Genomic DNA, 24,939 nt, shown 5'->3' on the forward strand with positions numbered 1-24,939 from the left:
GGACACTAGTCCGATCTTTGGTCGCACACAACCGCAGTTTTGCTATTTGAGATGAGGAACTTAGGAATTTCAGATTACAAAAGAGGTGTGGTTGACTTGGCCGATGGGTCGACGATCAGCCGCCGCGCTCGCCAGCAGCGGTGAGGTGCTCCACCTCATCCGCACCGGCGAGGCCGTGACTCGGGCCGACATCGGCAGGGTGACCGGGCTGTCGCGCCCCGCCGTGGCGCTGCGGGTGTCCGGGCTCCTCGAACACGGCCTGGTCGTGGAGCACACCGACGGGCCCTCCACCGGGGGCCGCCCGCCGGCCCGGCTGGCCTTCAACGCCGCCGGGGGCGTCGTCCTGGTCTCCTCGCTCGGCGCCAGCCGCACCCAGATCGCCATGTGCGACCTGGCCGGCCGCGAGCTGGCCCGTACCGACCTGGAGATCGACGTCGAGCGCGGCCCCGACGTGGTGCTGCCGCTGCTGATGGACGTGTGGGCCGACCTGCTGGGGGAACGGCCCATGTCCCAGGTCAGGGGCGTCGGCCTCGGGGTTCCCGCGACCGTCGAGTTCGCGGCGGGCCGCACCGAGAGCGCCCGGGTCATGGCGAGCTGGACCGGCGTGATGATCCCGCCGCTCATCTCGGCGCGCTACCCGGTGCCGGTCTTCGTCGACAACGACGTCAACGTCATCGCGATGGGCGAGTACCAGGAGGCGTACGCGGGAGAGGTCCGCGACCTGCTCTTCGTCAAGGTGTCGACGCGCATCGGGGCCGGCGTGATCGCCGGAGGCGAGATCCTGCGCGGGGCGTTGGGCGCGGCGGGGGAGATCGGTCACATCCCGGTCCGCGACGGCGGGGGAGTGCTGTGCCGGTGCGGCAACATCGACTGCGTCGACTCGGTGGCGAGCGGCACGGCGATCCTGCGTGACCTGCGGGCCCGCGGGCGCGAGGTCTCGTCGCTGGCGGACGTCGTCACCCTGGTGCGGGCCGGTGACGCCGAGACGATGACCGTCGTGCGCAGGGCGGGCCGGCTGCTGGGGGAGGTGGTCGCGAGCGCGGTCAACCTGCTCAACCCGGCCGTGGTGGTGCTCGGGGGCGACGTCGCCGAGCAGTTCCAGCCGCTGGTCTCCGGGGTGCGCGAGGTCGTCTACCGGCGCTCGACGGCGCTGTCCACCCGGAGCCTGCGCATCGAGCGCAGCCGTCTCGGCCCGAGCGCGGGCATCACCGGCTGCGCTCTCATGGTGATCGACCACATCCTGGCGCCGGAGGTGGTCGACGCCTCCATCGGCGCGCTCAGCGGAGGCACAGCAGGTGGTTCAGGGCTCGCTCCAGCGCATGCGGGCCGTCGACCGGTGACGGCCAGGGGATTCTGATGAGCGCCGGCTCCTCGATCCCCGAGCGCACGGTCGCGCCGTAGCGGTCGAGCTCCCACAGCCACGGCTCGCGCACGGGCTCGCCGAGCAGTGACCGCACGGCGCGGCAGAGCTGCTCGCGGTGCGCCTCGTTCACGTGGCGGAGCATGCGCTCGGCCGTGTCGAGGACCGGGTCGGGCCCGGCGGCGAGGTACTCCTCGGCGTCCAGCATCCCCGACTCCTGCCCCGCCAGGTAGATCACGTAGCCGACGTCGACGCGGAACAGGCGCGGACCGGTCAGGCTTCCCTCCACGGCGGCGAACAGCGCCTCGTCCGGGCACCTCCCGGCGACGGCCACGGCCGCCTCCCGCATCTCCGCGGCCGGCACGGCCTGCGCCCAGCCCTGCACCTTCAGCAGGCCGCGCGGATGCTCGATACCGCCCAGCGTGCGGGTGGCCACGAGGTCCACCGTCACCACGACGTCGTCCCCGACCGGGAGGGCATGCAGGGGCTCACCCCTCTTGACCAGCAGCAACGGCCGCCCGGCGTCGTCCACGCCGCCCTTGGCGGCGTGCGCCGAGCCGTCGAGGGAGACATGGGTCGGCGCGGAGGCGCGGGCGAGGCCGCGGACGCGTTCGGTGATCGGCGGGACCTTCACGTGCATGGACTGGCTCCTCGGTCGGATGTGGCGTCACGCGCCTGCTTAAGGTTAGGCTTGCCTTACTTAGGATTACCTAACCATAGAGAGGTCAACGTGCGCTACACCGGACCCAAAGTGCGGCTGTCCCGGCGGGCCGGCCTTCCGCTGACCGGGAAGGCCGTCCGGTACTTCGAGAAGCGGCCCTACCCGCCGGGCGAGCACGGACGCAAGACCAACCGCCGCGCCGCCGGCGACTACAGCCTGCGGCGCATGGAGAAGCAGAAGCTGCGCTGGTACTACGACGTCTCCGAGAAGCAGATGCGCAGGTACTGGAACCTCGCCCTGCGCAGGCCCGGGCGTTCGGGCGCCGAGCTGGTCTCGCTGCTGGAGACCCGCCTGGCCTCCCTGATGCTCCGCTCCGGCCTCGCCCCGTCCATCTACGCCGCCCGGCAGTACGTCACGCACGGGCACGTCACGGTCGACGGGCGCAAGGTGAACATCCCGAGCTACCTCGTGCGGCCCGGCCAGACCGTCGCCGTACGGCCGAGGTCACGGTCCATGCAGCCCTTCGTGGCGGCGGCCGAGGGCACCTACGCCGACCAGGTCACCGCTCCCTACCTGGAGGTGGCCCTTGAGGACCTGCGGTTCACACTGCTCGCCCGGCCCGAGCGCGCGCAGATCCCCGTCCTGGTGGACGAGCAGCTCGTCGTCGAGCACTACTCGCGCTGAGCGACGCTCCGGCGGCAGGGGGCGGCGCGAGCAGCCAGGGCCGGCGCGAGGCGGCAGGAGTCAGCGCAAGGAGGAGGCGTCCGCGCGGGACGGCGGCAGGGCCCCGCCGGACGGCGGCGCCTCGCGGGACGGCGCCTCGCGGGACGGCGGGACCTCGGGGGACGGCAGGACCTCGCGCAGGGCCGCGATCTCGGCGCGGAGCGCGGCCAGCTCTGCGGCCATCCCGTCGCCGGGCTGGCGCTCGCGCTGGTGCTCCTCCTCCATCGCGCTCACGACCACGGCGATGAAGAGGTTCAGCACGACGAACGTGCAGATGAGCACGAAGATCACGAAGAACACCCACGCCGACGGGTGCCGCTCCATGACCTCCCTGTTGATCTCCGACCAGCCGTCGCCGGTCATCGTCTGGAACAGCGTGAACAGCGACGTCGGCAGGTCGCCGAAGTACTCGGGGGTCGTCGCGCCGTACAGCTTGGTGCCCATCACCGACGCCACGTAGAGCACCAGGGCCAGCAGCACGGCGATCGAGGTCATGCCGGGGACCGCGGTGAGCAGGGCCGCGACCACCCGGCGCAGGCTCGGCACCACCGAGATCAGCCGCAGCGCCCGCAGGATGCGCAGCGCCCGCAGCACCGACAGCCCGCCCGCGGTCGGCATGAACGACACGGCGACGATCACCGTGTCGAAGACGTTCCACGGGTCGAGCAGGAACCGCGCCCGGTACACGTACATCTTGGCCAGCAGCTCGGCGACGAACACGTACAGGGCGGCGTGGTCCACCACGTGCAGCACGGTGCCGTACGACGCGGTCGCCGAGGGGGAGGTCTCGATGCCCAGGGTCGCCGCGTTCACCACGATGACGGCGATGATCGCGCGCTGGAACCACGTCGATTCGAGGGCCTGACGGACACGATCACGCATGGGGGCGAGCACTCCAGGAGTCGGAGACCGGGATGCGCAAGATCCTAGAGGTCTGTCCGGCTCCGCCCCCATCTGACCGCCTCGACGGCCGCGGGGGTTTGCTCAGTGCGGCGGGCCGTAGGGCTCGATGGGGGGGTCGGTGAACGGGCCGCCCGCCGGCGGGCTGACCCGGCGGCCGGCCTCCTCCTCGACGCGCACCGCGTACAGGCCCTGCTCGGGCATGAGAGGCACCAGCCCGTAGTCGGTGTCGACCTCGTCCTCGGTGAGACCCAGCTGCCGCATGGCCTGTTCGAGGGTCGCCTCCGAGGGGGCGAGCTGCACGGTGACCAGGACCATGGCCCCCACGCTACGCGTCCCCGCCGGGCCCGTACACGAGGGCCCCCTCACAGCCGCTGACGCGCCGTCCGCCGCTTCAGCGCCGACAGCAGCGACGCGGTGTCGGCGATGCCGTACCCGTAGTCGTAGTCGAACCCCACGTCGCTGCGGTCCTCGGCGGTGCGGTGCAGCAGGGTGCGCAGCTGGCTCGGGGAGATCTGGGAGGCGGGCCAGCGGGTGCGGATCGCGGCCACGAGCCCGGCGGCCACCGGGCAGGCGGCCGAGGTGCCCGAGTCGGGCGTGTCATCGCCGAACGCCTTGGAACCGGAGAAGTGCGTGTAGGCGCAGATGTCGGGCTTGTGGTCGCTCAGCCGCCCCGGCCCCTGCGAGGAGTAGCCCACCCGCTCGCCGCTCGTGTCGACGCCGCCGACCGACAGGACCTGCGGGTGGGAGTTGGCGCCGACGATGGGACGGCCGGGAAAGCCGCACCGGCGGTCCTTGCACTCGAGACCGCAGTTGCCCGCCGCGAACAGGATGTCGGCGCCCGCCTGCTCCAGGCTGCCCACGATGATGTTGAACGGGTGGGCCGCGTTGTCGGAGTAGTTGCCCGGCTGCCCGGGAGGCAGGTCCCAGAGCGGGGAGAACGACCCCCAGCTGTTGCTGACGACCAGGGCCCGGGTGGCGGCGGGCTGCGCGTCGAGGACCGAGCGCAGGTGGGCGAACGCGGCCACCGCGTCGGAGAGCAGGCCGTCCATGGCCGTGCCGCCCTGCCGCCGCGAGAGCAGGACCGGCACGTCGATCAGCGTGGCGCGCGGAGCGGCGATGAGCGTGTCGAAGGCGCACATCGTGCCGTGGTCGACGGCGAACCCTCCGGCCTGGCCGGAGACGCCGGATGGGTTCCAGCTCCGGTCGTGGTCGACGGTCACGTCCCTGCCGAACTGACGGGTCACGTGGGCGGCGTTGACGCCGGTGTCGCAGACCGCGAGCGCCACGCCCGTGCCGTCGTAGCCCTCGGCCTGCAGCTCGGTCACCCGCATCAGGCGGGCGACGTCCTGCCAGGTGCCGACGGAAGGGGTGCCCGCGCAGGTGAGGCTGGTCTCGATCACCGGGTCGGCGTAGACGCCGATCACGTCGCGGGCGCGGCCCGGCAGCAACGCCAGGCGCGCGGAGCTCTCGTCGTCGGAGATCTCGCCGCGCACCAGGACCGAGGCCTCCTCCGGCGCCATGGAGAACAGCAGCGGCTGGTTGAGCGACAGCGGATCGCCGCCGGCGGTGGCCGGCCGGGCCCTCGGCAGGGCGACGGGGGTGTAGGAGTGGTCGAGCGCGACCCCGGGAAGGCCGTCGGTGACGTCCGCGGTGGTGGCGGTGAGGTCGGGCGCCGCCACGGCGGCGACGATGTCGGGAGAGGGACGGAGCTGGATCAGGACCCGCATGAGGACACCACCCTGAGATCGCTAAGACGGGGACCTCACCACGTTCCTGCATGGGTGAGGACCGCGTCCACCAGCAGAAATGCCGCGCCGCCTGGCATATCCGGTAAACGCCTGCGAATCGCCGGAGAAATTTTCGGCGTGGACGACGATCATCGCGGTCGCGCGTGAGGCTTTCGCGAAACGCGGCGGGTGACTACGTTGAGACCCGTGATCGCCGAGGTCGAAACCCCGTCCCGTCCCGAGCCAGGCACCACAGGAGAGCACTGGATACCTGTGCGCCCGAGGTTGGTGGTGGCCAGCGCCTTCATGTTGTTCCTGGAGCTGGCGCTGATCCGCTGGACCGGGTCCAACATCGTCCACCTCAGCTACTTCACGAACTTCGTGCTGCTTGGCTCGTTCCTCGGCATCGGCCTGGGCTTCCTGCGCGTCGGGCGCAGCGGCAGGCAGCCGTACTACTCACCGGTCGTCCTCGCGCTGCTGGTCCTGGTCGTCTTCTTCTTCCCGGTGACCGTGAACCGCGAGACCGAGGGCGTCCTGTACTTCACCAGCCTGTCCACCAGCGGGCCGCCCGCCTGGGCCATCCTCCCGGTGGTGTTCGCCGCCGCGGCGCTGGTGCTCATGGGGCCCGCCGAGATGGTCGGCAGATGCTTCCCCGAGCTGCCGCGGCTGGACGCCTACCGCTTCGACCTCATCGGCAGCCTCACCGGCATCGCGATGTTCTCGCTGCTGTCGTTCGCGAGCGCGCCGCCGGTCGCGTGGGGCCTGATCGCGGCGTGCGCGTACGGCGTGCTGCTCCAGCCGCGCTCCCTGCTGCGCTACCTCGGGCTCGTCACCGTGCCCTCGCTGGTCATCGTCGCCGCCCTCGGGGTGGAGACGCTCACCGCGGGCGCGCTGTGGTCTCCGTACTACAAGGTCACCTACCAGCGCCACTACCTCGGCGACGTGCCGATCATGGACATCGCGGTCAACGGCATCCCCCACCAGCAGGCGATCCCGGCCGTCAACCGGCTGCAGTGGGAGCGCCAGTACGCCCTGCCCTACGAGCGTGCGGCGGCGGCCGGCCTCGACGACGTGCTCATCGTCGGCGCGGGCAGCGGCACCGACGTGGCCATCGCCCTGTCCAAGGGCGCGAAGCACGTGGACGCGGTGGAGATCGACCCCAAGCTCAGGGAGCTCGGCGGCCTCTACCATCCCGACCGGCCCTATGACGACCCGCGCGTCACGACCCACATCACCGACGGCCGCGCCTACCTCGAAGGCACCGGCAAGAAGTACGACCTCATCCTGTTCGCCCTGCCCGACTCGCTCACCCTGGTCTCTGGAGCCAGCTCGCTCCGCCTGGAGAGCTACCTGTTCACCCAGCAGGCCATGCGCGCCGCGCACGACCACCTCAAGCCGGGCGGCGCCTTCTCGATGTACAACTACTACCGGGAGGAGTGGCTGGTCGACCGGCTCGCCTCCACGGCGCAGGCCGCCTTCGGGCACAAGCCCTGCGTCGACGAGGTCGGCGCGGGACGGCAGGCGGTGATCACCGCCGGGATCACCGTGGCCGACCAGCGCTGCGAGGGCGAGTGGACCGGCGCGAAGGCCGACACGCCGCCTCCGGCCGTGGACGACCGTCCCTTCCTGTACCTCCACGGGCGCGACATCCCGTCCATCTACCTCATCGCGCTCGGATTGATCCTCCTGGTCAGCATCGTCGCGGTCCGCGCGGTCGCCGGGCCGTTCCGCCGGATGCGGCCCTACGCCGACCTGTTCCTGCTCGGCGTCTCGTTCCTGTTGCTGGAGACCAAGAACGTCACCGGGTTCGCGCTGCTGTTCGGCACCACCTGGGTCGTCAACGCCATCGTGTTCGCCGGAGTGCTCGTGGCGGTGCTGGCCGCGGTGGAGGTGACCCGGCGCTTCCGCACGCCGCCGTTGCCGGTCATGTACGCCATCCTGCTCGGCGGGCTGGTGCTCGCCGCGCTGGTGCCCAACTCCTGGCTGCTCGGCCTGCCGCTGCCGCTGCGGGCGGTGTGCGCGGTGGTCGTCGCGTTCCTGCCGATCTTCGCCGCCAACGTGGTGTTCGCCAAGCGCTTCGCCGACACCGCCGACGCCACCGTGGCCTTCGGCGCCAACCTCCTCGGCGCCATCCTCGGCGGCTGCCTTGAGTACCTCTCGCTCATCATCGGCTACGAGGGTCTCCTGGTCGTCGCCGGCCTGCTGTACCTGGGAGCCTTCGCCCTGCTTCCGCGCACGGCCAGAGCCCTCTAACCCGCCCCGGATACACCGAAGGCCGGCCCGGGCGTGCAGCCGCGGGCCGGCCCGGTACAGGGCAGGCGGGGGACCGGTGCGGGACCGGTCAGAAGCCGCAGGCCTCCTGGAGGGTCTTGGCGGCGGCCTTGCTCTGCTGGTTGGGGGTCGGGGTCTTCACCGGGGTGGAGGCCGTCGGGGTGCGGGAGGGGGCGGGGGTCGCCGCGGAGCCGCCGCCGCTCGGGGTGGGGGTCGATCCCGACGGCGAGGAGCTCGCGCCGGGGCTCGCGGTCACGCCCGCGGCCAGGGTCTTGGTCCCGGCGCGCTCGGACTCCTTGATCGCCTGGGTGGTGAGGCGGCGGATCTTCAGCCAGTCGGCGGCGCCGGGCCAGATGGTGGGCGGCACGAACTGCAGGCTCGTGGTCTTGCCGTCCTTGACCTTCAGGGCGAGCGGCACCAGGTGCTCCAGCAGGTCGCGCGGGATGTCGGTGCGGAACATGTGCCGGGTGGCCGTGGCGATCTTGCTGAAGTTCGCGAGCACGACGCTGGGCGTGGCCTGGTTGAGAAGAGCGCCCATGATGCAGCGCTGCCGGCCCATGCGGGAGAAGTCGTCGCTGCCGACGCGGGAGCGGCCGTACCAGAGCACGTGCTCGCCGTCGAGCAGGTGGGTGCCCGCCTTGATCGTGCCGGCCGTGCCGAAATGGCCGCCCCACGGCGTGTCCTGCTCGACGCGGACCTCCAGGCCGCCGATGGCGTCGATGAGGGCGGCGAAGCCGAACATGTCGACGATCGCGTAGTAGTCGACCTTGATGCCGAGCGTGTGGCCGATGGCGCTCTTGAGCTCCTGGGGGCCCTTGCCCTTGCCGAGGTGGTCCTCGGCGTACTGCCACACCTCGTTCAGCAGGCCCTGCCCGGAGTCGCCGGTGAACCCGTTGGGGAACCGCGCGGCGAGCGGGTCGCCCTTGGGGAAGCGGACGAACTGCAGGTTGCGCGGCAGGCTGAACATCACCGCGTTGCCGGTTCTGACATCGACGCTGGCCACGGTCATGCTGTCGGTCCGCACGCCGGTCCTGTTGCCGGCGGCGTCCCCGCCGATGAGCAGGAAGTTCACCCGGCGGCGGCCGTTCCACGGGTCCTCCTGCTTGACCGGCGCCACGGTCGTGCCCGGCTGCTGCTGGAAGATCGCGTCCGCGGTCTCGCGCACGGTCATCATGCTGCTCGCCGTCAGGGCGAAGGGCGCCATGACGCTCACGCACAGGACGCCGACCACGATGCCCGAGATGATCTGGCCGGTCTGCGGGAGCCGGTCGGGGCCGAGGGCGATGTAGGAGGTGATGATGAGCGCGAACCACGCCAGCGCGCCGAGCGCCGCGGCGATGACGATCCCCAGCAGCGTGCTGTCCTTGACGGCGAGGCCGACGTTCGTGCCGAGGACGACCGCGAAGACGACGCCGGCGACGAGCAGCAGGCCGAAGGCCCCGAGCAGGATGAACCCGGTCCGCCGGCGGCCGGCCCGCAGGTGGGCCGCGCCGGGGACGATCGCGGACAGGCCGGTCCATCCGATGATCGAGGCGGTGGTGGGAGCCTTGGCGAAGCGGGGAGTGGCGGTGTTCCGCCTCGGGGCGGGTTCCCCGGGGCCGTCTCCGGCCGCCTCCCCCGCTGTTCGGCCCTGAGGCGTGGTCACAAGTGCTCCCTCATGACGGTCGGAATCCTGCCGTCAACCAGGAGAAACCCATCAGTGGCCCCCCGCCGGTTCACGGATTTCCAGGATTCTAACCCCCATACCTGGACATCACTGACGCAAAGCCAATATTGGGGTATCGGACCGTAACGCGAAGGTGAAGAGCTCTCGCGGCCTGACAGGCGATGTCAACGCGCCGGGGCCCGATGTCAAGCCTCCGGGACGCCCCGGCCTGCCCGGACGGCGCCGGAGACCGGCCGCCCGGGTGGGGGTGCCCAGGCGGCCGGTCGTCCGCTACGAGGTCGAGGAGGCGGAGGCGAGCCAGGTGTTGCACTGGAAGGCCTTGGTCCGCTCGTAGCCCTGCCTGAACCAGCGGCCGCTGTTCGGCGGGCTGCCGTGGTCGCGGGGGTACCCCGGCCAGTCGCCGACGTTGGAGAAGAAGTAGTACAGGTTGTTGCGGCGGGTCGCCGGGATCGGGTAGCCGGCCGCCACAGACCTCATCCACATGCCGCTGAAGCAGTTCGCCTGCAGCTCGTACCTGCGGCTCAGCGCGAGCCTGCCGCTCTGCGTCCGCGAGGACAGCGTCTTGGTCCACCAGGAGTTGGCCAGCCCGGACAGCTGCTGCACGTGGTGACCGTACTCGTGGGCCATCATGCCGGTGAACGCGCCGTGCCAGCTGGAGAGCGACCCGTACCCCCGCTGGTTGCCCCTGCCCTGTGCCATCGCCGAGGTCGAGGCGTAGATCGTCGAGTTGCGCGGGCAGTAGTAGGGGACGATGCTTCCCCGCTGCGGGAAGTCGCCGCACGCGCCCCGTCCCCCTCGTGCGGTGATGGCGTAGTGGGGCGGGGCGAAGGCGATGCCGACGCGGCCCAGCGCGGCGGACCACGTCCGGTTCATGCACTGCCCCGTCTTCAGGATCAGTGACCTCAGCTGGGCGTTGTTGAAGACATTGGTCGGGGCGGCGCGGCAGTTGGTCCGCGGCAGGGTGCCCACCCGGTAGACCGTGTTCCCGGTCAGGCTGGTGTTCAGCTTGGGCAGGCTCTTGGCGGTGCTCGTCTCCGACGTGGAGTCGGAGGTGTCGCGGGTGGGCGTCGCCTTGGAGGAGGACGTCGGGAACGGCTTCGGGGTGTACGGCTTGAAGGTCGGCGCCACGAAGGTCGGGATCGCCACCGGAGAGGTCGGGTCGGGGTGACGGGTGCTCTTGAACAGCGCGGAGCCGATCACCAGCAGCACGAACACGGCGGCGATCACGCCGAATAGGCCGCCGATGACGCCCCCCGCGCTGGACTTGCGCCGCGGCGGGCGCCAGTGCGGCGGCATCGGGCCGCGCGGCCCGTACGGGCCGCCGGGCGGGCCAGGGGGAGGGGCCCAGCCCGGGGCGGGAAGCTGCGCCGGGTAGGGCGCCTGGCCGCCGCGCGGGTACGGCCCAGGGCCGCCCGGGGGCGGGTACGGAGCCTGGCCGCCTCCGGGGGGATACGGCTGCCCGCCGCCCGGCGGGTACGGCGCGGTCCCCGGCGGGTAGGGCCGCCCCCCTCCCGGCGGGGGAGCCTGGTGCGGCGGCCCCTGCGGGGGCTGCGGCCCTCCCGGCCCCTGCGGCGGGTACGGCTGCCGGTAGGGCGACTGGGGCGGGGGCGGCTGGGCGGGTCCCGGCTGTCCCTGGGGCGGCCGGCCCTGCGGCGGGTACCCGGGCGGTGGCTGCCGCGGGTCGCGTGGCGGCTGCGGCGGGCCGGAAGGAGGGGCCGCCGGCCCGCCGGGACGTCCGGTCCATGCCGGGTCCTGGGGCGGCGGATAGGGATGGCGTCCGCCGGATGGTGGTGGAAGTGGGTGCTGTCCGTTACCCGCCATTTCGCGCGCCCCCTTTCCCGGCCGCATTAGGCCGAGCGTTCTCCCCTGTCACAAGATCCACATTCTGGACCATTTTGGACAGAACTCTACTCATTTCCCAATAGTCACGCATGTAGCGGTATCTGGTTACATTCTGAAATCATCCAAGGTGATCTCTGCGATGTTCCGGAATCGCCGCACCCCTCTGCCCTAGCTTCGATTCCATGAATCTGCAGCAGCTGCGTTATGTGGTCGCCACTGCGGAGCACCGCACCATGACCGACGCGGCCCGATCGCTTTACATCGCGCAACCCGCGCTTTCCCGCGCGATTCGCGACTTGGAACGTGAACTGGGCATGACGCTTTTCGCGCGCTCCGGGCGAGGGGTCGTCGTGACGGCACAGGGCCGCCGCGTCGTGAAGCTCGCGAAGGAGGCGCTCGACGCCGTGCACGAGATCGAGGCGCTGGCCACCCACACGCATTCGGGGACGAGCGAGCTGCGCATCGCCACGCCCCCGACCCTGGAACCCGCGCTGGCCGGGCGGCTGCTTCCGAGCTACGTCTCGGAGCATCCGCGGGTACGGGTCCAGATCGTCCGGTGCGACGGGCGTGACGGCGTCGTGAACGCCGTCAGGGAGCAGCGCGCCGACCTCGGGCTCACCGACCTGCCCGTGCCGGCCGACCTGGTGAGCCACCCGCTGGAACGGCAGGAGATCGTGCTGATCTCCCCGCCCGGCCTGGACCTGCCCGGCTCGGTCGCGATGAGCCGCCTGAACGGCATGAGGATCGTCCTCCCGCCGCCGGGCAGCGGGCGGCGCAGGGAGTTCGAGCAGCTGTTCGCCGCCCACGGCGTACGGCCGGTCGTGGCCGCCGAGACCGACGAGCGCGGTGGCTGGCCCGCCACCGTCCGCTCCGCCTCGGCGTCCCTGCTGGGCTACCGCGGCATGGCCGAGCAGGCCGTCCGGGCCGGGCTCGTGGTGCGCTCCCTCGACCCGCCGTTGCGGCGCATCATCGCGCTGGTGCACGCTCGCCGGCGCCTTCCGGGAATGGCGCAGGATTTCCTGACCATCGCGGAGAGCGCGTCAGCGATCTGAGCCGTTTTGGAGCGTTCCCGAGCGGCCGGGACGCCTGCCCGTGGCGCGAGCGCGCTCGGTGGCGACCTGGCGTACGCTTGCGGCGATGCCTACTCTGCGCCTGCGCGACCGTGAGTTCCGGCCGGGCGAATTCGCCGTCATGGCCGTCGTGAACCGCACCCCCGACTCCTTCTACGACCGGGGCAGGACTTTCGGGTTCGACGCGGCCCTCGCCGCCGTCGACGCGGCGGTCCAGGCGGGCGCCGACATCGTCGACATCGGCGGGGTGAAGGCGGGCCCGGGCGACGACGTGGACGCCGCCGAGGAGATCCGCAGGGTCGCCGACCTGGTCGCGGCCGTGCGCCGCGCCCATCCCGACCTGGTGATCAGCGTGGACACCTGGCGCGCCGAGGTCGGCGAGGTGGTCGCCCAGTCCGGGGCCGACCTGCTCAACGACACCTGGGGCGGCCCCGATCCGGGCCTCGCCGAGGTCGCCGCCAAGTACGGCATCGGGCTGGTGTGCGCCCACGCCGGCGGCGTCACCCCGAGGACCCGCCCCCACCGCATCGCCTACGACGACGTGGTGGCCGACGTCGTCTCCCACACCGTCGCCCTCGCCGAGCGCGCCGTGCGGGCCGGCGTGCGCGAGGACGCCATCCTCATCGACCCGGCCCACGACTTCGGCAAGAACACCTGGCACTCCCTGGAGATCAGCCGCAGGCTCACCGAGCTGGTCGGCACGGGCTGGCCGGTGCTCGTCGCCGTCTCCAACAAGGACTTCGTGGGGGAGGCGCTCGGCGGGCTTCCCGTCGAGGAGCGCCACGCGGGCACGATCGCCACGCTGGCCGTCTCCGCCTGGCAGGGGGCGCGGGTGTTCCGCGTGCACGACGCCGCCTCGGCCCGGGCCGCCCTCGCCACCGTGGAGCGCCTGCGCCGTCAGCCGTAGATGACGGACAGGAACCTGATCAATATCGCCTCGCGGGTCTTCGCGGGCAGGGCGTCCAGCACCGCGTTGACCACGGCCATCTCCGGCTGGCCCTCCCCGCCGAGGTCCACGCCGACCGAGGCGGCCAGCTCGGTGAACGTCGCGTCGTCCAGCGCGTCCAGGTCGAGGGTGGCCAGTAGCTCGGCCAGCCCCTCGGGCACCCGCGCCGGGCCCCTGAGCCTGGCGGCCGCCGCCGAGGCGGCGATCACCTCGAGCATCGCCTCGACGCCCGCGAGCGTGACCCCGGTGACCGTGACGTGCAGGTTGGCGGGGATTCCCGCGTAGGACAGCTGGGGCTGCAGGAACCAGCCGAGCTTGCGCGCCTCGTCCGACAGCACGAACACGTCGACGTCGTCACCGGCGAACGCCACCAGCGACGACTCGGGCTCGCCGAGCACCCGCAGCCCGGGGATCGCGCCGATGCCGTCGATGAGCCTGCGCGTGGCGGTGAGCGTGTCGCGGGCGAGATCGAGGTAGCCCTCGCCGCCCAGCGCGTTGAGGGTCGCCCACGCGCCGCCGAGCGGGCCGGCCGACTTCGAGCTCTGCACGGTGGCGTTGATCACCGTGTAGCCGGGCCAGGCGGCCGAGGCGAAGTACGCGGCGCGGCGCAGCGCGGGGTCGGAGAACAGCACGACCGAGGCGCCCTTCGGAGCGTAGCCGAACTTGTGCAGATCGCAGGAGATCGACGTCACGCCCGGCACCGACAGGTCGAACGGCGGCACCGGCGCCCCCGCCCGGGCCAGCCAGGGCAGCAGCCAGCCGCCGACGCAGGCGTCCACATGGCACAGCACCCCGCGCGCGGCGGCGAGCGCCGCGATCTCGGTGACGGGGTCGACGACGCCCTGCGGGTAGGACGGCGCCGAGGCCACCACCAGCACGGTGTCGGGCGTGATCGCCCCGGCCACGGCCGCGGGGAGGGCGCGGAAGGTCACCGGGTCGACAGGGACGGGCGCGACCTCGACGCCGAGGTAGTGGGCCGCCTTGTGGAACGCCGGATGGGCGGTGACCGGCACCACGATGCGCGGTCGTCCGGCGACGGGGCGGGCGTCCCTGGCGGCCTTCACCGCCAGCATGATCGACTCGGTGCCTCCGCTGGTGAAGATGCCCGGGGTGCCCGGCCCGCCGCCGAGCAGCTCCGCCACCGCCCCGACGACCTGCCGCTCCATCGCGACGGCGCTCGGGAACGCCGTGGGGTCGAGGGTGTTGACCTCCAGCATCTCGAAGTAGGCGCGGGCCGCCGCGTCGTGCACCTCGGGCCGGCCGGTGTCGTAGACGTAGGCGGTGACCTTGCCGCCGCGGACCTGCAGGTCGTGCCGCTTCAGTACGGAGATCTCCGCGAGGAGCTCCTCGGCGGATCGGCCGTTCTCGGGAAGCACGTGGTTCTCCCTCGCCAGATGGTGCGGCATCGCGCGTGATCGGCGAGGGACGCTATCACGAGGTTCCGGGCAGGCGGAACATGCGATCGACCACCAGATGGAGATGCCTTTCGAAGCGCTCGCGAAGGGCGGTGTCGGGAGGCCCGGGAATGTGGCCCATCACCGTTCCGGCGGTGGTGATGCCCTGGACCATCCAGATGATCGTCCATATACCGAGCTCCAGTCCACCTCCGGGTCCAGGTAGCCCGCCTCGATCGTTGCGCGTCATGGAACGGAACGGCTCAGGGGCAGCCGGACGACCGCCCGCACGCCCGGATCGGCGTCCTCCAGATGGACCGAGCCGCCGTGCGCCCGCACGGTCTCGCGGACGATGGCCAGGCCCAGCCCGGCCCCGCCGTCGTCGCGGCTGCGGGCGCTGTCGAGCCGGGTGAACCGGTTGAACACCCGCTCCCTGTCGGCCTCGGGGATGCCCGGGCCGTCGTCGGTCACCGTGACCACCGCCTCCCCCCGCGCCGCCCGCAGCTCGACGCCGACCCGCGAGCCGGCGTGCCGTACGGCGTTGTCCAGCAGGTTGACCAGCACCCGCCCGAGATCCAGGGCGTCACCGTCGACGACCGCCGGCTCGACCCCGGTGACCTTCACCACGGCCTGGTCGTAGCGGTCCGCCGTCGCGCCGATCAGCTCTGCGAGGTCCACGGGCAGCCACCGGACCGGGCGGCGGTGCTCGTCCAGGCGTGCCAGGGTCAGCATCCCCTCGGCCAGCCTGCTCAGGCGCAGGGTGTCCTCCAGGACGTCCTCGGCGGTCTCGCGCCACTCCTGCCCCTCCGGGTGGCCGAGCGCGACCTCCAGCTGGAGGCGGATGCTGGCGAGCGGGCTGCGCAGCTCGTGGGCCGCGTCGGAGACGAGGGCGCGCTGCGAGGCCTCGGCCGCCTCCAGCCGGGCGAGCATGTCGTTCAGCGTGGTCGCCAGCTCCTGCACCTCGTCGCGCGCCTCGGGCACGGGAAGCCGGTGGGCCCGGGCGGTGCCGCTGATCTCGGCCGCCCCGCGGCGCAGCGCCGTGATCGGCCGCAGCGTCCGGCCGATGATCACCCAGCTCGCGGCGCCGAGGAGCACGAGCAGCATCGGCGTGCCGACGACCAGCATGTGAACGGTCGTGGTGAGGCTGTCGGCGACGTCCTTGAAGGACCGCGCGGCGATCACCGTCCTGCCGTGGTCGGCGCGCAGGATCACCACGCGCAGCGGGCCCGGGATCCCGTACGGGTCGCCGTCCACGAAACGTCCCCGGCCGTCGCTGGGGGCCGAGCCCCGCTCGCGGGCGCTCACCAGCGGCACCAGCCGGTCGGTGCCCAAGGTCACGTGGGTGATGCGCCCGCGCGCGTCGAGCACCTGGATGATGGTGCCGTCGGAGACGGCGACGGGATCGTACAGCCGGCCGTCGTCGGCGAGCGCGACCACGTCCCTGGCCCGCTGGTAGGCGATCTTGTCGGTGGAGTCGACGAGCGCCTGGCCGAGCACGCCGACCAGCAGCCAGGCCGCGGCTCCGAGCGCCACGGCCAGGGCGGCCGAGGCGGAGGCGGTCAGCCGGAAGCGCAGGCTCCTGCGCCGCCACCACGCCACCGGCGCCCTCGCCGCCGCGCCGATGGTCTCCCGCTCGCCCATGTGGCCCGCGCCGATGGTCTCGCGCTCGTCCGTGCGGCCCGCGCCGGTCGTCCCCTGGTGCTGCGGGCGGGCGGCGCCGGGCGGGTCAGCCGCCATCGCCCATCAGCCGGTAGCCCGCCCCGCGCACGGTCTGCAGGGCGTTGCGCCCGAACGGGACGTCGATCTTCCTGCGCAGATAGCCGACGTAGACCTCGACCACGTTGGGGTCGGTGTCGTAGGTGTCCCAGACATGCTCGAGGATCTCCGACTTCGACACGACCTCGCCGGGCCGGCGCAGCAGGTACTCCAGCAGCCCGAACTCGCGCGGCGTCAGGTCGATCGGCGTGCCGCCGCGCGCGACCGCGCGCCCCGCCGGGTCGAGGGTGAGATCGCCCGACCGCAGCACCGCCGGGCGGCGCCGGGCGCCGCGCCGCATCAGGGCGCGCAGGCGGGCCACCAGCACCACGTAGGAGAACGGCTTGGTCAGGTAGTCGTCGGCGCCCAGATCGAGGCCGTCGGCCAGGTCGTACTCGCCGTCCTTGGCCGACAGCATCAGGATCGGCACCCAGTTCTCCTCGGCGCGCAGCCGCTTGCACACGTTGTAGCCGGAGAGCCTGGGCAGCATGATGTCGAGCACGACCACGTCGTAGTCGCCCTCGCGCGCCAGATGCAGGCCCTCCTCCCCGTCATGGGCCAGGTCGACCGCGAAGCCCTCGGCCTGCAGGCCGCGCCGAAGCGCGGCGGCCATCCGCCTCTCGTCCTCCACGACGAGCACGCGCATACGTCAACCCCTTCAAACGATGTGTCCCCCCATCTTGGCCCTTCCCGGCTGAGACCCCGCTGAGAGGCCGGGGCCGGGCCAACGCCTCCGCGAGCTGCGAGGACACCTGCTAGAGGGAGGCCCGCTGAGAACCCTCTCAGCTCGTCTCAGCTTCGGCACAGGGGCCGGGCGGCAGTCTGCCGGTATCGGATCGCACGACATACCGTTGAGGAGTGACATGCCGTCCCAGTCGAGAAGATCACGCGCCGTGAGGTGGGGAGTCCCGGTGGCCGCCATCGCCGTGGTGGGTGCCGCGGTCGGCACCGGACCGGTGATCGCCGCCGTACAGGGTGACCCCACCCTGCCCGACCGCACCGCCGAGCAACTGCTCGCGGAGGTCGCCAAGACCGCGCGCCAGAGTCAGCCGCCCGCCATGTCGGGCACCGTCGTGGAGACCGCGTCCCTCGGCCTGCCCTCGCTGCCGATCCCCGGAGGGTCCAGCAGCTCGCCGATGTCCCTGCTGTCGGGGTCCCACACGCTGAAGGTCTGGTACGGGGGCGACGACCGGCTGCGGCTCGCGCTGCCCGGCCCGATGAGCGAGACCGACCTCATCTCCACCGGCAAGGGCGAGGCGTGGGTGTGGCAGAGCGACGCCAACACCGCCACCCGCTACAAGCTGCCCGAGGGCAAGGCGGGCGCCCACGCCACCCCGTCGGTGCTGCCCACCGCCAAGACCCCGAGCGACGTGGCCGCCGAGGTGCTCAAGGCGGCGGACGGCAACACGTCGATCAGGGTCGAGAACGGCCAGCACATCGCGGGCCGCGCCGCCTACCAGCTCGTCCTCACCCCCAAGGCGTCCACGTCCCTGGTCAAGGAGGTCAGGCTCGCGCTCGACGGGGAGAACTACATCCCGCTGCGCGTCCAGATCTACGCCAAGGGCACGGCCGAGCCGGCGTTCGAGGTGGGCTTCACGCAGGTGACGTTCTCAACGCCCGCTCCGGAGAACTTCGCCTTCACCCCGCCCGCCGGGGCCAAGGTCGAGGAGAAGACGCTCGGCGCCGGGGACGGGAGTTCCGGTGACCAGGGCGCGGAGACCCCGCAGGCCGCCGACGCGGCGCGGTCCAAGCTGCGCACCTTCGGCAGCGGCTGGGGCACCATCGCGGAGGTGCCGTTCTCGCTCGCCGACCTCGCCAAGCCCGCCACGGGTGAGCGCGGCGGCAAATGGGGCGGCGAGGGCGACCCGGCCAAGGTGGCCGACTCGCTGCTGAAGTCCGCCAAGCAGGTCTCCGGCCCCTGGGGCAGCGGCAAGGTCCTCCAGACCAAGCTGGTCTCGGCGCTGTTCACCGACGACGGCCGGCTGCTCGTGGGCGCGGTCACCCCCGAGGCGCTGGCAGAGGCGGCCGGACAGAAGTGACCATGGTGACGATGGGGGAGGGGGCGCACGAGGCGGCGCCCCCTCGGGTGGCCCCGGAGACGGCCCCTTCCAGCGACTGCTCGATCATCGCGCGCGGGCTCACCAAGCGCTTCCGCGGCGGGCAGGTCGCCGTCGACGACCTCCACCTGGCCGTGCCGCGCGGGTCGGTGTTCGGCTTCCTCGGCCCCAACGGGTCGGGCAAGACGACGACGATCCGCATGCTGCTCGGCCTCACCCAGCCCACCAGCGGCGGATGCGAGGTGCTCGGCCGGCCGATGCCCGCCGGGCTCGCCGACGCGCTGCCGAGGGTCGGAGCGCTCGTCGAGGGCCCGGCCTTCTACCCGTACCTGTCGGGCGAGGCGAACCTGCGCCGGTACGACGCCGCCGACCCCACCTCCGACCCCCGCACGGTGACGGCTCGCGTCGGCGCCGCCCTCGACCGGGTGGGGCTGGCCGCCGCGGCGGGCAAGAGATACCGTGCCTACTCCCTCGGCATGCGCCAGCGCCTGGCCATCGCCGCCGCGCTCCTCGGCCCGCGTGAGCTGCTCGTCCTCGACGAGCCGACCAACGGGCTCGACCCGCAGGGCACCCGGGAGGTGCGGTCGCTCATCAAGGACGTCGCCGCCGACGGCACCACCGTCTTCGTCTCCTCCCACCTGCTGGGAGAGGTGGAGCAGATGTGCACCCACGTCGGGGTGATGCGCACCGGAAGGCTGGTCGCGCAGGGGCCGATCGCCGAGCTGCGGGCCGGCCACGCGCCCCGGGTCCGCGTGGAGACCCCGCACACCGCCCAGGCGGCGTCCCTGCTCGGCCGCCTCGGGCTCACCGACGTCCGCACCGCCATGGAGGAGGTCACGGCCGAGCTGGGCGACCACACCCCCGAGGGGATCTGCGCCGACCTCGTCGCCGACGGCGTGGCCGTACGCGGCTTCGCCGTCGTGCGCCCCAGCCTCGAAGAGGTCTTCGTCGGCCTGACAGGAGAGGGTTTCGATGTCAACGCTTAGCAGCGCCACGCCTGCGGGCGACGTGAAGGACTCCACCGCGCCCCCCGGCGCGACGAACCCGGCCGGGGGCGCCGGCGCGACTGACCCGGACGGGGGCACCGGCGCGGGCTTCCACGGGCCGTCCACCGGGTCCGGGACGGGTACGCGGCCGGCCCTCGCCGCCGGAGAACAGCTGGGTTCGGCCGCCGGAGAGCGGCTGGTTTCGGCCACCGGTGTGCCGGTGAGGCCCTCCGCCCCCCGGGCGGCGGTGCGGCTGCTCGCCTCGGAGCTGGGGCTGACCTTCCGCAAGCCCCGCAACATCGCGATGCTGATCGTGCTCGCCTGCGTGCCGGTGCTGCTCGGCGTCGTGCTGCGGGTGGTCGGCGGGGACAACGACGCGCCTTCGCTCATCACCCAGGTGGCGGGCAACGGGCTGATGCTGACGTTCGCGGCCATGACGCTGCTGGTCGAGCTGCTGCTGCCGCTCGCCGTGGCGGTGGTCGCGGGGGACGCGATCGCGGGCGAGGCCGGTGGCGGCACCCTGCGCTACCTGCTCACCGCCCCCGCCGGGCGCACCCGCCTGCTGGCCGTCAAGTTCGCCAACGTGTCCGTCTTCGCGCTGGTCGCCTGCTCCGTCGTGGCGGCCGCCGCGCTGATCACCGGCTTCGCGCTGTTCCCGGTGGGCCCGGTCACGCTGCTGTCCGGCTCGACGATCTCCATCGCCGACGGGCTGCTGCGCATCCTGATCGTCACGGGGTACGCCGCCGCGGGGATGGCGGCGCTGGGGGCCGTCGGCCTGGCCGTCTCGACGCTGACCGAGGTTCCGATCGGCGCGGTCGCGGCGACCGTCGTGGGCGTGGTGTTCTCCCACGTCCTAAGTGTGATCCCGCAGCTCGAGCCGGTCCGGCCGTACCTGCTGACCTCCTGGTGGTCCTCCTTCGACGGCGCGCTGCGCGATCCGGTGGCCACCGACGTGATGACCCAGGGGTTGCTGGTCTTCGCGGCCTACACGGTGATCTGCGGCTCCCTCGCCTGGGCCCGCTTCTCCAGCCGCGACATCACCAGCTGAACCCAGCCGCCCCTCACCTCCCCGCTGACCACTTCTCCGCCACCCCGGTCCTCCCCTAGCCCTCCGCCGGGGGAGGGCTCATTCCCCAGACCGGGGTGGCGGAGCGTGAAGGCGGCCGGCCGAGCCAGGCGCAGGGGGAGGTGGGCACGCATGACGTTCACATGGTGTCACGCCTGGCGACAGCCTGTCTCCGCAGAACGTTCCACGATCGGCGCTCTTCTACCGTCTGGGCGTAGTGTCTGCCGCTTGGAGAAGTTTGTCGCTACTGTTGCCCGCGTTCGCTGGTTCTCTGAGGGGCGAGGTGGTGACCATGCGGCACTTCCTGGGACTGCTGCTTGGCGTCGTCGTGACGGCGGTTCTCCTGGCCGGCACCGGCTGGGCCTCTCAGGACGCGGCCCGAGGGGTGGTGAGCGGCGTCGCCGCCACGATCGATCCGGCGCGGGACACCAAGGCGCTCGTCGGCCTCGGCGCCATGCTCGCGGCCGGTCTCATCCTCGGCCTGGTCGTGGCGGGCAGGGTGTCGCCGCTCGCGACGTTCGTCCCCTCGATGGTGCTGCTGGCGTGGACCGTGATCTACACGCTCGACGTGAACCGCGCGCTCTCGCTGGCGCCGACCGACCCGTCCATGCACCCGATGATCGTCCAGGCGGGCAAGGGCATGCAGGACCTGCTGGCGAAGGGCGTCTTCGCCATGCTGGGGATCGCGCTGTTCATCCCCGTGCTCATGCCGTCCCGCTGGGCCGGCCGCCGCAGGGATCTGGGCGAGGATTACGAGGAGGAGACCGCCCAGCCCGTGGGTGGCGGCGGCTACTACTGACCGGGCGGCGGTCAGAGGCGGGCCTGCCGCGTGTAGAGGCGGGTGACGACGTCCTCGATGGAGGTCTCGTCGGGGGCGGTGGCCTTGAGGTCCTCCACGGTCCCGTCGAAGGCCAGGCTGCCGTGGTCGATCAGCATCACCCGCCGGCAGAGCCGCTCGATGTCGCCCAGATCGTGCGTCGTGAGCAGCACGGTGGTCCCGCGCTCGGCGTTGAGCGTGCGGAGGAAGTCCCGCACGGCCGCCTTGCTCACCACGTCGAGCCCGATGGTCGGCTCGTCGAGCACCAGCACGAGCGGGTCGTGCAGCAGCGCCGCGGCGATGTCGCCCCGTACGCGCTGCCCGAGGCTGAGCTGGCGGACGGGCTTGTCGAGGAAGGCGCCGAGCTCCAGCACCTCGCACAGCTCCGCCAGCCGCTTCCGATGCTCCTCGCGATCTACTTTGTAAAGGAGCCGGATCAGGTGAAAGCTGTCCTTCAGCGGCAGGTCCCACCACAGCGTCGTCCGCTGCCCGAACACCACGCCGATGCGCCGCGCGAGCGCCGTACGGCGGCGGGAGGGGTCCAGGCCGGCCACCTCGATGTGCCCGCTCGTCGGCGCGAGGATGCCGGTCAGCATCTTGATGGTGGTGGACTTCCCCGCGCCGTTCGGCCCGAGGTAGCCGACGAACTCCCCGGCGGCCACCTGGAAGGACAGGTCGCGCACGGCGTGCACCACCCGGGTCTCCCCGCGCAGCCACCCTTTCTTGCGGCGCAGGGTGAAGGAACGGCCGACCCCGTCGAGCTCGATCATGGTCAACTCCCGGTGGAACGGTAGCGGCGGAGCCCGGCCCGCCAGGCGAGCCCGGCCACGCAGGCCAGCGCGAGCGCGGCGACCGGCGCGAGGAAGCGCAGCCAGTACGGCAGGCCGAACGGATCGGGGCGGCCCAGGATGAAGAGCCCCGGCTGCCAGTTGACGAAGGCCAGCGGCACGATGAAGGTCACCGTCCGCACCAGGTCGCTCCCGTACACGGTGAGCGGGTACTGCGTGAGCTGGCCGCCGCCGTAGGTGAAGGCGTTGGCCACGTCGGGCGCGTCGGTCAGCAGGAATTGGATCGCGCCGCCGAGGGTCCAGATCGCGGTGAACAGGACGATGCCGCACAGCACCATGAGCGGGATCATCCAGGCGCGCTGCCAGGGCACGTGGAGGTGGGCGAGGGCGATCGCGAGCACGGTCGCCGCCTGGGCGGTGCGGCCGAGGCGCTGGAAGGTGAAGCGGTCCACCGCCATCTGGATGAACGGGCTCACCGGCCGGATGAGCATCGAGTCGAACGTCCCCGCCCGCACGTGCTGGCTCAGCTTGTCCACGTTGCCGAAGAGCATGTCGGCGAGCGCGAAGGACATCCCGGAGGTGCCGTACAGGAACATCACCTCGGGCAGGGTGAAGCCGCCGAGGGACGTGGTGTGGGCGAAGATCACCGCGATCGCCGCCATGTCCAGGCCGGTGACGATGAACGAGCCGACGGTGAGCAGCGCCATGGACAGCGGATACTGGGCGGCGGCGCGGGTCCAGGTGACCGCCAGCAGCACGTAGGTTCTCGCCATTTGGAAAACGCCCAACTCAACCGCCCTGGATGACGACTTTGCGGCGGGCGGACCGCGTGGCCAGAGCGCCGAGCCCGAGCACCGCCGCCACCCACGCCGCCTGGAAGGCGAGCGCGCCGAGGACGTCGCGCTTGCCGAGGTAGACGTCGGCCGGCACCTGCACCATCGCGGCCCAGGGCAGTGCCTGGGCCAGCGTGCCGAGCCAGCCGGGGAACAGCACCAGGGGAAGGATCATGCCGCTGAAGAAGGTCGTCATGACCAGCGACAGCGACTGGACGCCCCGGTCGTCCACGATCCAGCAGCTCGACAGCGCGACCAGGTAGCGAAGGCCGAAGCTGACCACGACGCCGAGGGCCATGGAGACCAGGAACGCTGCCCAGGTGGCGGGGTCCCCGGGGACGCGGATCCCGAAGAGCGCGGCGCCGACCAGCGTGGGCGGGACGCTCCTGGCGAAGAACAGGAACGCGGCGCGGCCGAGGTCGTCGGCCAGTGTCCAGAGCTGGAGTGAGGCCGGCCGGACGAGGTCGAGGGCGACGTCGCCGGTGCGCACGCGCTGGGCGAGCTGCAGCCCGCCGCCGAAGACCTCCATGGGCCCGATGAACGCCTGGGTGAGGAAGCAGAAGGTGACAGCGTCGATGACGTCGTATCCGGCCAGGCCCGGGCGGGTGTGCCACAGGGCGATCAGCACGTACGCGCGGAGGATGCCGAAGATCGTGTTGGTGAACGCCCCGGCGAGGGCCGCGGCACGGTAGGCGGCGTGACGGCGGAAGCCGTACCTGAAGATCGTCAGATAGAGCGGGAAGGTCGCGCACCTCCAGGGACGGCGGGATAGGTATTCTAACCAGCCGCACCCGCCCGGCCCGTGGCATTCCGGTGCCCGGCCGGGCGCGTCCCGGGGTCACCGCCGGGTGCGATGGACCGGGCGCGGCGGCGCGTGTCAGCGCACGCCGGCCTCGGCGAGACCGCGGTCAGGCCGTAGGCGTCGTACTCCCGGGATACTAGACGTCTGCAGTTTGTCCGCTTCCTCGAGGAGATGCGGCGCAACCTCAGCTGAGTCCCTTATGGACCCCTATCAGGTCAAATGTTCTGTTTGCCTCTCGACATCTGGTGTAAACGGCGTGTAAACCAGGGTATACGCCTGAGCATAGAACGGTGTTCGGTTGGTATGGCTTGTGGAGGGTCACCATGGGGTGGGAGATCGACGCGGACATCCATCCCGTGTATCCGATCAGCTGGCGTGCCAGCGTGTTCAACGGCCTCATGCGGGGCACGACCAAGCCCTTGTCGGCGCTCCTGCTCCGCCACCCCCTCGGCATGGCCGCCGTCATGCGCGTCGCCTCCCTCGGAGAGCGACTCCCGCTGCCGATCCCCTCCCACGTCCGCATCGACAAGGCCTCGGGCGGCTCCGAATGGGTACGTGCCGGGGACGATCTGGATGAGAGCAAGGTGGTGCTCTACTTTCACGGCGGGGCCTACTTCTTCTGCTCCCCGGCGACGCACCGGCCGATCACCTGGCGCCTGTCGGCGGCCGCGCGGCGCCCGGTGTACGCCCTGAACTACCGTCAGGGACCGATCCACTCGCTGAGCGAGTCGCTGGCCGACGCCCTGGACGCCTACCAGGGGCTGGTAGACCACGGGTACGCCCCGCAGGACATCCTGGTCGCCGGCGACTCCGCCGGTGGTCACCTCGCCCTGGCCATGATGCTCGCGCTGCGCGACCGCGGCCTGCCGTTGCCCTCGGCGGCGATCTGCCTCTCGCCGTGGGCAGACCTGTCCGACATGCGGCGCCGGGTCAACCGATGGGCCGACCCGCTCCTGGCCACGAGCGGGGTCGACTGGCTCGCCCGCCGGTGGACCGCCGGGCTCGACTGCCGCGATCCGCTGGTCTCGCCCGTGTACGGCGACTACACCGGCCTGCCGCCGATGATGATCGTCACCGGCTCCACCGAGGTGCTGCGCGACGAGGGCCGCCGCGTCGCGCTCCAGGCTCGCCGCGCCGGGGTGAAGGTGAGATACGAGGAGTGGCACCGCATGCCGCACGCGTTCCCGATCCTGGCCGACATCGTGCCGGAATCCCGGTTGGTCTTCCGCCACATCGAACGCTTCCTCGCCTCCGTCGCCGCCGCGGCGGCCG

Annotated in this window: 23 protein-coding genes; 10 read left to right on the top strand and 13 right to left on the bottom strand. The window is 72.0% G+C overall.

Annotated features, from left to right (window positions below; genetic code table 11):
• Window positions 1-103 precede the first annotated feature (103 nt).
• Window positions 104-1,357: an ROK family transcriptional regulator gene (locus MYF83_RS05990; protein WP_248959158.1), complete on the top strand. Its 1,254-nt coding sequence runs from the start codon at window positions 104-106 to the stop codon at window positions 1,355-1,357.
• On the opposite strand, the gene MYF83_RS05995 is transcribed toward MYF83_RS05990, so the two are convergent.
• Window positions 1,278-2,000, bottom strand: coding sequence for a DUF2470 domain-containing protein (locus MYF83_RS05995; protein ID WP_248959159.1), 723 nt, complete (start codon window positions 1,998-2,000; stop codon window positions 1,278-1,280). The two genes, MYF83_RS05990 and MYF83_RS05995, sit on opposite strands and share 80 nt — an antisense overlap.
• Window positions 2,001-2,090: 90 nt before the next feature.
• On the opposite strand from MYF83_RS05995, the gene rpsD reads away from it, so the two are divergent.
• Window positions 2,091-2,705 carry a 30S ribosomal protein S4 gene (gene rpsD, locus MYF83_RS06000; protein ID WP_248959160.1) on the top strand — a complete coding sequence of 205 codons (615 nt, stop codon included), beginning with the start codon at window positions 2,091-2,093 and terminating at the stop codon, window positions 2,703-2,705.
• A gap of 60 nt (window positions 2,706-2,765) precedes the next feature.
• Here rpsD and MYF83_RS06005 read toward each other — a convergent pair whose 3' ends face one another.
• The 3 genes from MYF83_RS06005 to MYF83_RS06015 form a co-directional block, all read right to left on the bottom strand.
• Window positions 2,766-3,626, bottom strand: a complete 861-nt coding sequence (locus MYF83_RS06005; protein WP_248959161.1) for an ion transporter — start codon at window positions 3,624-3,626, stop codon at window positions 2,766-2,768.
• A gap of 102 nt (window positions 3,627-3,728) precedes the next feature.
• On the bottom strand, window positions 3,729-3,962 hold the full coding sequence (locus tag MYF83_RS06010; RefSeq protein ID WP_248959187.1) for a hypothetical protein: 234 nt from the start codon (window positions 3,960-3,962) through the stop codon (window positions 3,729-3,731).
• Between the two features lie 47 nt (window positions 3,963-4,009).
• Entirely contained in the window at window positions 4,010-5,374 is a 1,365-nt protein-coding gene (locus MYF83_RS06015; RefSeq protein ID WP_248959162.1) for a S8 family peptidase, read from the bottom strand.
• 291 nt (window positions 5,375-5,665) lie between these two features.
• Between MYF83_RS06015 and MYF83_RS06020 the strand changes: the two genes are divergently transcribed.
• Window positions 5,666-7,627 (top strand): spermine/spermidine synthase domain-containing protein, encoded by a 1,962-nt coding sequence (locus MYF83_RS06020; RefSeq protein ID WP_248959163.1) that lies wholly within the window; start codon window positions 5,666-5,668, stop codon window positions 7,625-7,627.
• 88 nt (window positions 7,628-7,715) lie between these two features.
• On the opposite strand, the gene MYF83_RS43620 is transcribed toward MYF83_RS06020, so the two are convergent.
• Both MYF83_RS43620 and MYF83_RS06030 read right to left on the bottom strand, forming a co-directional pair.
• Window positions 7,716-9,290, bottom strand: coding sequence for an LCP family protein (locus tag MYF83_RS43620; RefSeq protein ID WP_248959164.1), 1,575 nt, complete (start codon window positions 9,288-9,290; stop codon window positions 7,716-7,718).
• 291 nt (window positions 9,291-9,581) lie between these two features.
• Window positions 9,582-10,607 carry a neutral zinc metallopeptidase gene (locus tag MYF83_RS06030; RefSeq protein ID WP_248959165.1) on the bottom strand — a complete coding sequence of 342 codons (1,026 nt, stop codon included), beginning with the start codon at window positions 10,605-10,607 and terminating at the stop codon, window positions 9,582-9,584.
• A 728-nt stretch (window positions 10,608-11,335) separates the two neighbouring features.
• Between MYF83_RS06030 and MYF83_RS06035 the strand changes: the two genes are divergently transcribed.
• Together MYF83_RS06035 and folP are read left to right on the top strand one after the other, a co-directional pair.
• A complete protein-coding gene (locus MYF83_RS06035; protein WP_248959166.1) occupies window positions 11,336-12,205 on the top strand; it encodes a LysR family transcriptional regulator in 870 nt (289 codons plus the stop codon).
• An 85-nt stretch (window positions 12,206-12,290) separates the two neighbouring features.
• Window positions 12,291-13,130, top strand: coding sequence for a dihydropteroate synthase (folP, locus tag MYF83_RS06040; RefSeq protein ID WP_248959167.1), 840 nt, complete (start codon window positions 12,291-12,293; stop codon window positions 13,128-13,130).
• Here folP and MYF83_RS06045 read toward each other — a convergent pair.
• The 4 genes from MYF83_RS06045 to MYF83_RS06060 all read right to left on the bottom strand — a co-directional run bounded on the left by MYF83_RS06045 (window position 13,121) and on the right by MYF83_RS06060 (window position 16,964).
• Window positions 13,121-14,575 carry a pyridoxal phosphate-dependent decarboxylase family protein gene (locus tag MYF83_RS06045; RefSeq protein ID WP_372500094.1) on the bottom strand — a complete coding sequence of 485 codons (1,455 nt, stop codon included), beginning with the start codon at window positions 14,573-14,575 and terminating at the stop codon, window positions 13,121-13,123. The two genes, folP and MYF83_RS06045, sit on opposite strands and share 10 nt — an antisense overlap.
• Before the next feature lie 25 nt (window positions 14,576-14,600).
• Complete coding sequence (locus MYF83_RS06050) at window positions 14,601-14,738, bottom strand: hypothetical protein (protein WP_248959169.1); 138 nt, start codon at window positions 14,736-14,738, stop codon at window positions 14,601-14,603.
• A 71-nt stretch (window positions 14,739-14,809) separates the two neighbouring features.
• Complete coding sequence (locus MYF83_RS06055; RefSeq protein ID WP_248959170.1) at window positions 14,810-16,300, bottom strand: sensor histidine kinase; 1,491 nt, start codon at window positions 16,298-16,300, stop codon at window positions 14,810-14,812.
• Window positions 16,290-16,964: a response regulator transcription factor gene (locus MYF83_RS06060; RefSeq protein WP_248959171.1), complete on the bottom strand. Its 675-nt coding sequence runs from the start codon at window positions 16,962-16,964 to the stop codon at window positions 16,290-16,292. The genes MYF83_RS06055 and MYF83_RS06060 overlap by 11 nt, the downstream gene beginning before the upstream one ends.
• 265 nt (window positions 16,965-17,229) lie before the next feature.
• Here MYF83_RS06060 and MYF83_RS06065 point away from each other — a divergent pair, with 265 nt between their 5' ends.
• The 4 genes from MYF83_RS06065 to MYF83_RS06080 all read left to right on the top strand — a co-directional run bounded on the left by MYF83_RS06065 (window position 17,230) and on the right by MYF83_RS06080 (window position 21,226).
• Window positions 17,230-18,357, top strand: a complete 1,128-nt coding sequence (locus MYF83_RS06065) for a LolA family protein (RefSeq protein ID WP_248959172.1) — start codon at window positions 17,230-17,232, stop codon at window positions 18,355-18,357.
• Between the two features lie 2 nt (window positions 18,358-18,359).
• Window positions 18,360-19,361 carry an ABC transporter ATP-binding protein gene (locus tag MYF83_RS06070; RefSeq protein ID WP_248959173.1) on the top strand — a complete coding sequence of 334 codons (1,002 nt, stop codon included), beginning with the start codon at window positions 18,360-18,362 and terminating at the stop codon, window positions 19,359-19,361.
• Window positions 19,348-20,409: a DUF2705 family protein gene (locus tag MYF83_RS06075; protein WP_248959174.1), complete on the top strand. Its 1,062-nt coding sequence runs from the start codon at window positions 19,348-19,350 to the stop codon at window positions 20,407-20,409. The genes MYF83_RS06070 and MYF83_RS06075 overlap by 14 nt, the downstream gene beginning before the upstream one ends.
• Window positions 20,410-20,719: 310 nt before the next feature.
• Complete coding sequence (locus MYF83_RS06080; protein WP_248959175.1) at window positions 20,720-21,226, top strand: hypothetical protein; 507 nt, start codon at window positions 20,720-20,722, stop codon at window positions 21,224-21,226.
• Window positions 21,227-21,237: 11 nt separating this feature from the next.
• Here the strand turns inward: MYF83_RS06080 and MYF83_RS06085 are convergent, their stop codons facing one another.
• The 3 genes from MYF83_RS06085 to MYF83_RS06095 are packed head-to-tail and all read right to left on the bottom strand — an operon-like array spanning window position 21,238 to window position 23,493.
• On the bottom strand, window positions 21,238-22,014 hold the full coding sequence (locus tag MYF83_RS06085; RefSeq protein WP_248959176.1) for an ABC transporter ATP-binding protein: 777 nt from the start codon (window positions 22,012-22,014) through the stop codon (window positions 21,238-21,240).
• A gap of 2 nt (window positions 22,015-22,016) precedes the next feature.
• Complete coding sequence (locus MYF83_RS06090) at window positions 22,017-22,805, bottom strand: ABC transporter permease (RefSeq protein ID WP_248959177.1); 789 nt, start codon at window positions 22,803-22,805, stop codon at window positions 22,017-22,019.
• Between the two features lie 16 nt (window positions 22,806-22,821).
• A complete protein-coding gene (locus MYF83_RS06095) occupies window positions 22,822-23,493 on the bottom strand; it encodes an ABC transporter permease (protein WP_308201405.1) in 672 nt (223 codons plus the stop codon).
• A 497-nt stretch (window positions 23,494-23,990) separates the two neighbouring features.
• On the opposite strand from MYF83_RS06095, the gene MYF83_RS06100 reads away from it, so the two are divergent.
• Window positions 23,991-24,939: alpha/beta hydrolase (locus MYF83_RS06100; protein WP_248959178.1), on the top strand; the 949-nt coding region annotated here is incomplete at its 3' end.

This window comes from Sphaerisporangium perillae, from assembly GCF_023276435.1.
GTDB classification, from domain to species: Bacteria; Actinomycetota; Actinomycetes; order Streptosporangiales; family Streptosporangiaceae; genus Sphaerisporangium; species Sphaerisporangium perillae.

Excerpts from the sequence above, each read along its gene's own strand:
- MYF83_RS05990 (WP_248959158.1), top strand. The coding sequence starts at position 104 with ATGGGTCGACGATCAGCCGCCGCGCTCGCCAGCAGCGGTGAGGTGCTC.
- MYF83_RS05995 (WP_248959159.1), bottom strand. The coding sequence starts at position 2,000 with ATGCACGTGAAGGTCCCGCCGATCACCGAACGCGTCCGCGGCCTCGCC.
- MYF83_RS06005 (WP_248959161.1), bottom strand. The coding sequence starts at position 3,626 with ATGCGTGATCGTGTCCGTCAGGCCCTCGAATCGACGTGGTTCCAGCGC.
- MYF83_RS06010 (WP_248959187.1), bottom strand. The coding sequence starts at position 3,962 with ATGGTCCTGGTCACCGTGCAGCTCGCCCCCTCGGAGGCGACCCTCGAA.
- MYF83_RS06015 (WP_248959162.1), bottom strand. The coding sequence starts at position 5,374 with ATGCGGGTCCTGATCCAGCTCCGTCCCTCTCCCGACATCGTCGCCGCC.
- MYF83_RS06030 (WP_248959165.1), bottom strand. The coding sequence starts at position 10,607 with ATGCCGCCGCACTGGCGCCCGCCGCGGCGCAAGTCCAGCGCGGGGGGC.
- MYF83_RS06035 (WP_248959166.1), top strand. The coding sequence starts at position 11,336 with ATGAATCTGCAGCAGCTGCGTTATGTGGTCGCCACTGCGGAGCACCGC.
- folP (WP_248959167.1), top strand. The coding sequence starts at position 12,291 with ATGCCTACTCTGCGCCTGCGCGACCGTGAGTTCCGGCCGGGCGAATTC.
- MYF83_RS06045 (WP_372500094.1), bottom strand. The coding sequence starts at position 14,575 with ATGCCGCACCATCTGGCGAGGGAGAACCACGTGCTTCCCGAGAACGGC.
- MYF83_RS06050 (WP_248959169.1), bottom strand. The coding sequence starts at position 14,738 with ATGGTCCAGGGCATCACCACCGCCGGAACGGTGATGGGCCACATTCCC.
- MYF83_RS06055 (WP_248959170.1), bottom strand. The coding sequence starts at position 16,300 with ATGGCGGCTGACCCGCCCGGCGCCGCCCGCCCGCAGCACCAGGGGACG.
- MYF83_RS06060 (WP_248959171.1), bottom strand. The coding sequence starts at position 16,964 with ATGCGCGTGCTCGTCGTGGAGGACGAGAGGCGGATGGCCGCCGCGCTT.
- MYF83_RS06070 (WP_248959173.1), top strand. The coding sequence starts at position 18,360 with ATGGTGACGATGGGGGAGGGGGCGCACGAGGCGGCGCCCCCTCGGGTG.
- MYF83_RS06075 (WP_248959174.1), top strand. The coding sequence starts at position 19,348 with ATGTCAACGCTTAGCAGCGCCACGCCTGCGGGCGACGTGAAGGACTCC.
- MYF83_RS06080 (WP_248959175.1), top strand. The coding sequence starts at position 20,720 with ATGCGGCACTTCCTGGGACTGCTGCTTGGCGTCGTCGTGACGGCGGTT.
- MYF83_RS06085 (WP_248959176.1), bottom strand. The coding sequence starts at position 22,014 with ATGATCGAGCTCGACGGGGTCGGCCGTTCCTTCACCCTGCGCCGCAAG.
- MYF83_RS06090 (WP_248959177.1), bottom strand. The coding sequence starts at position 22,805 with ATGGCGAGAACCTACGTGCTGCTGGCGGTCACCTGGACCCGCGCCGCC.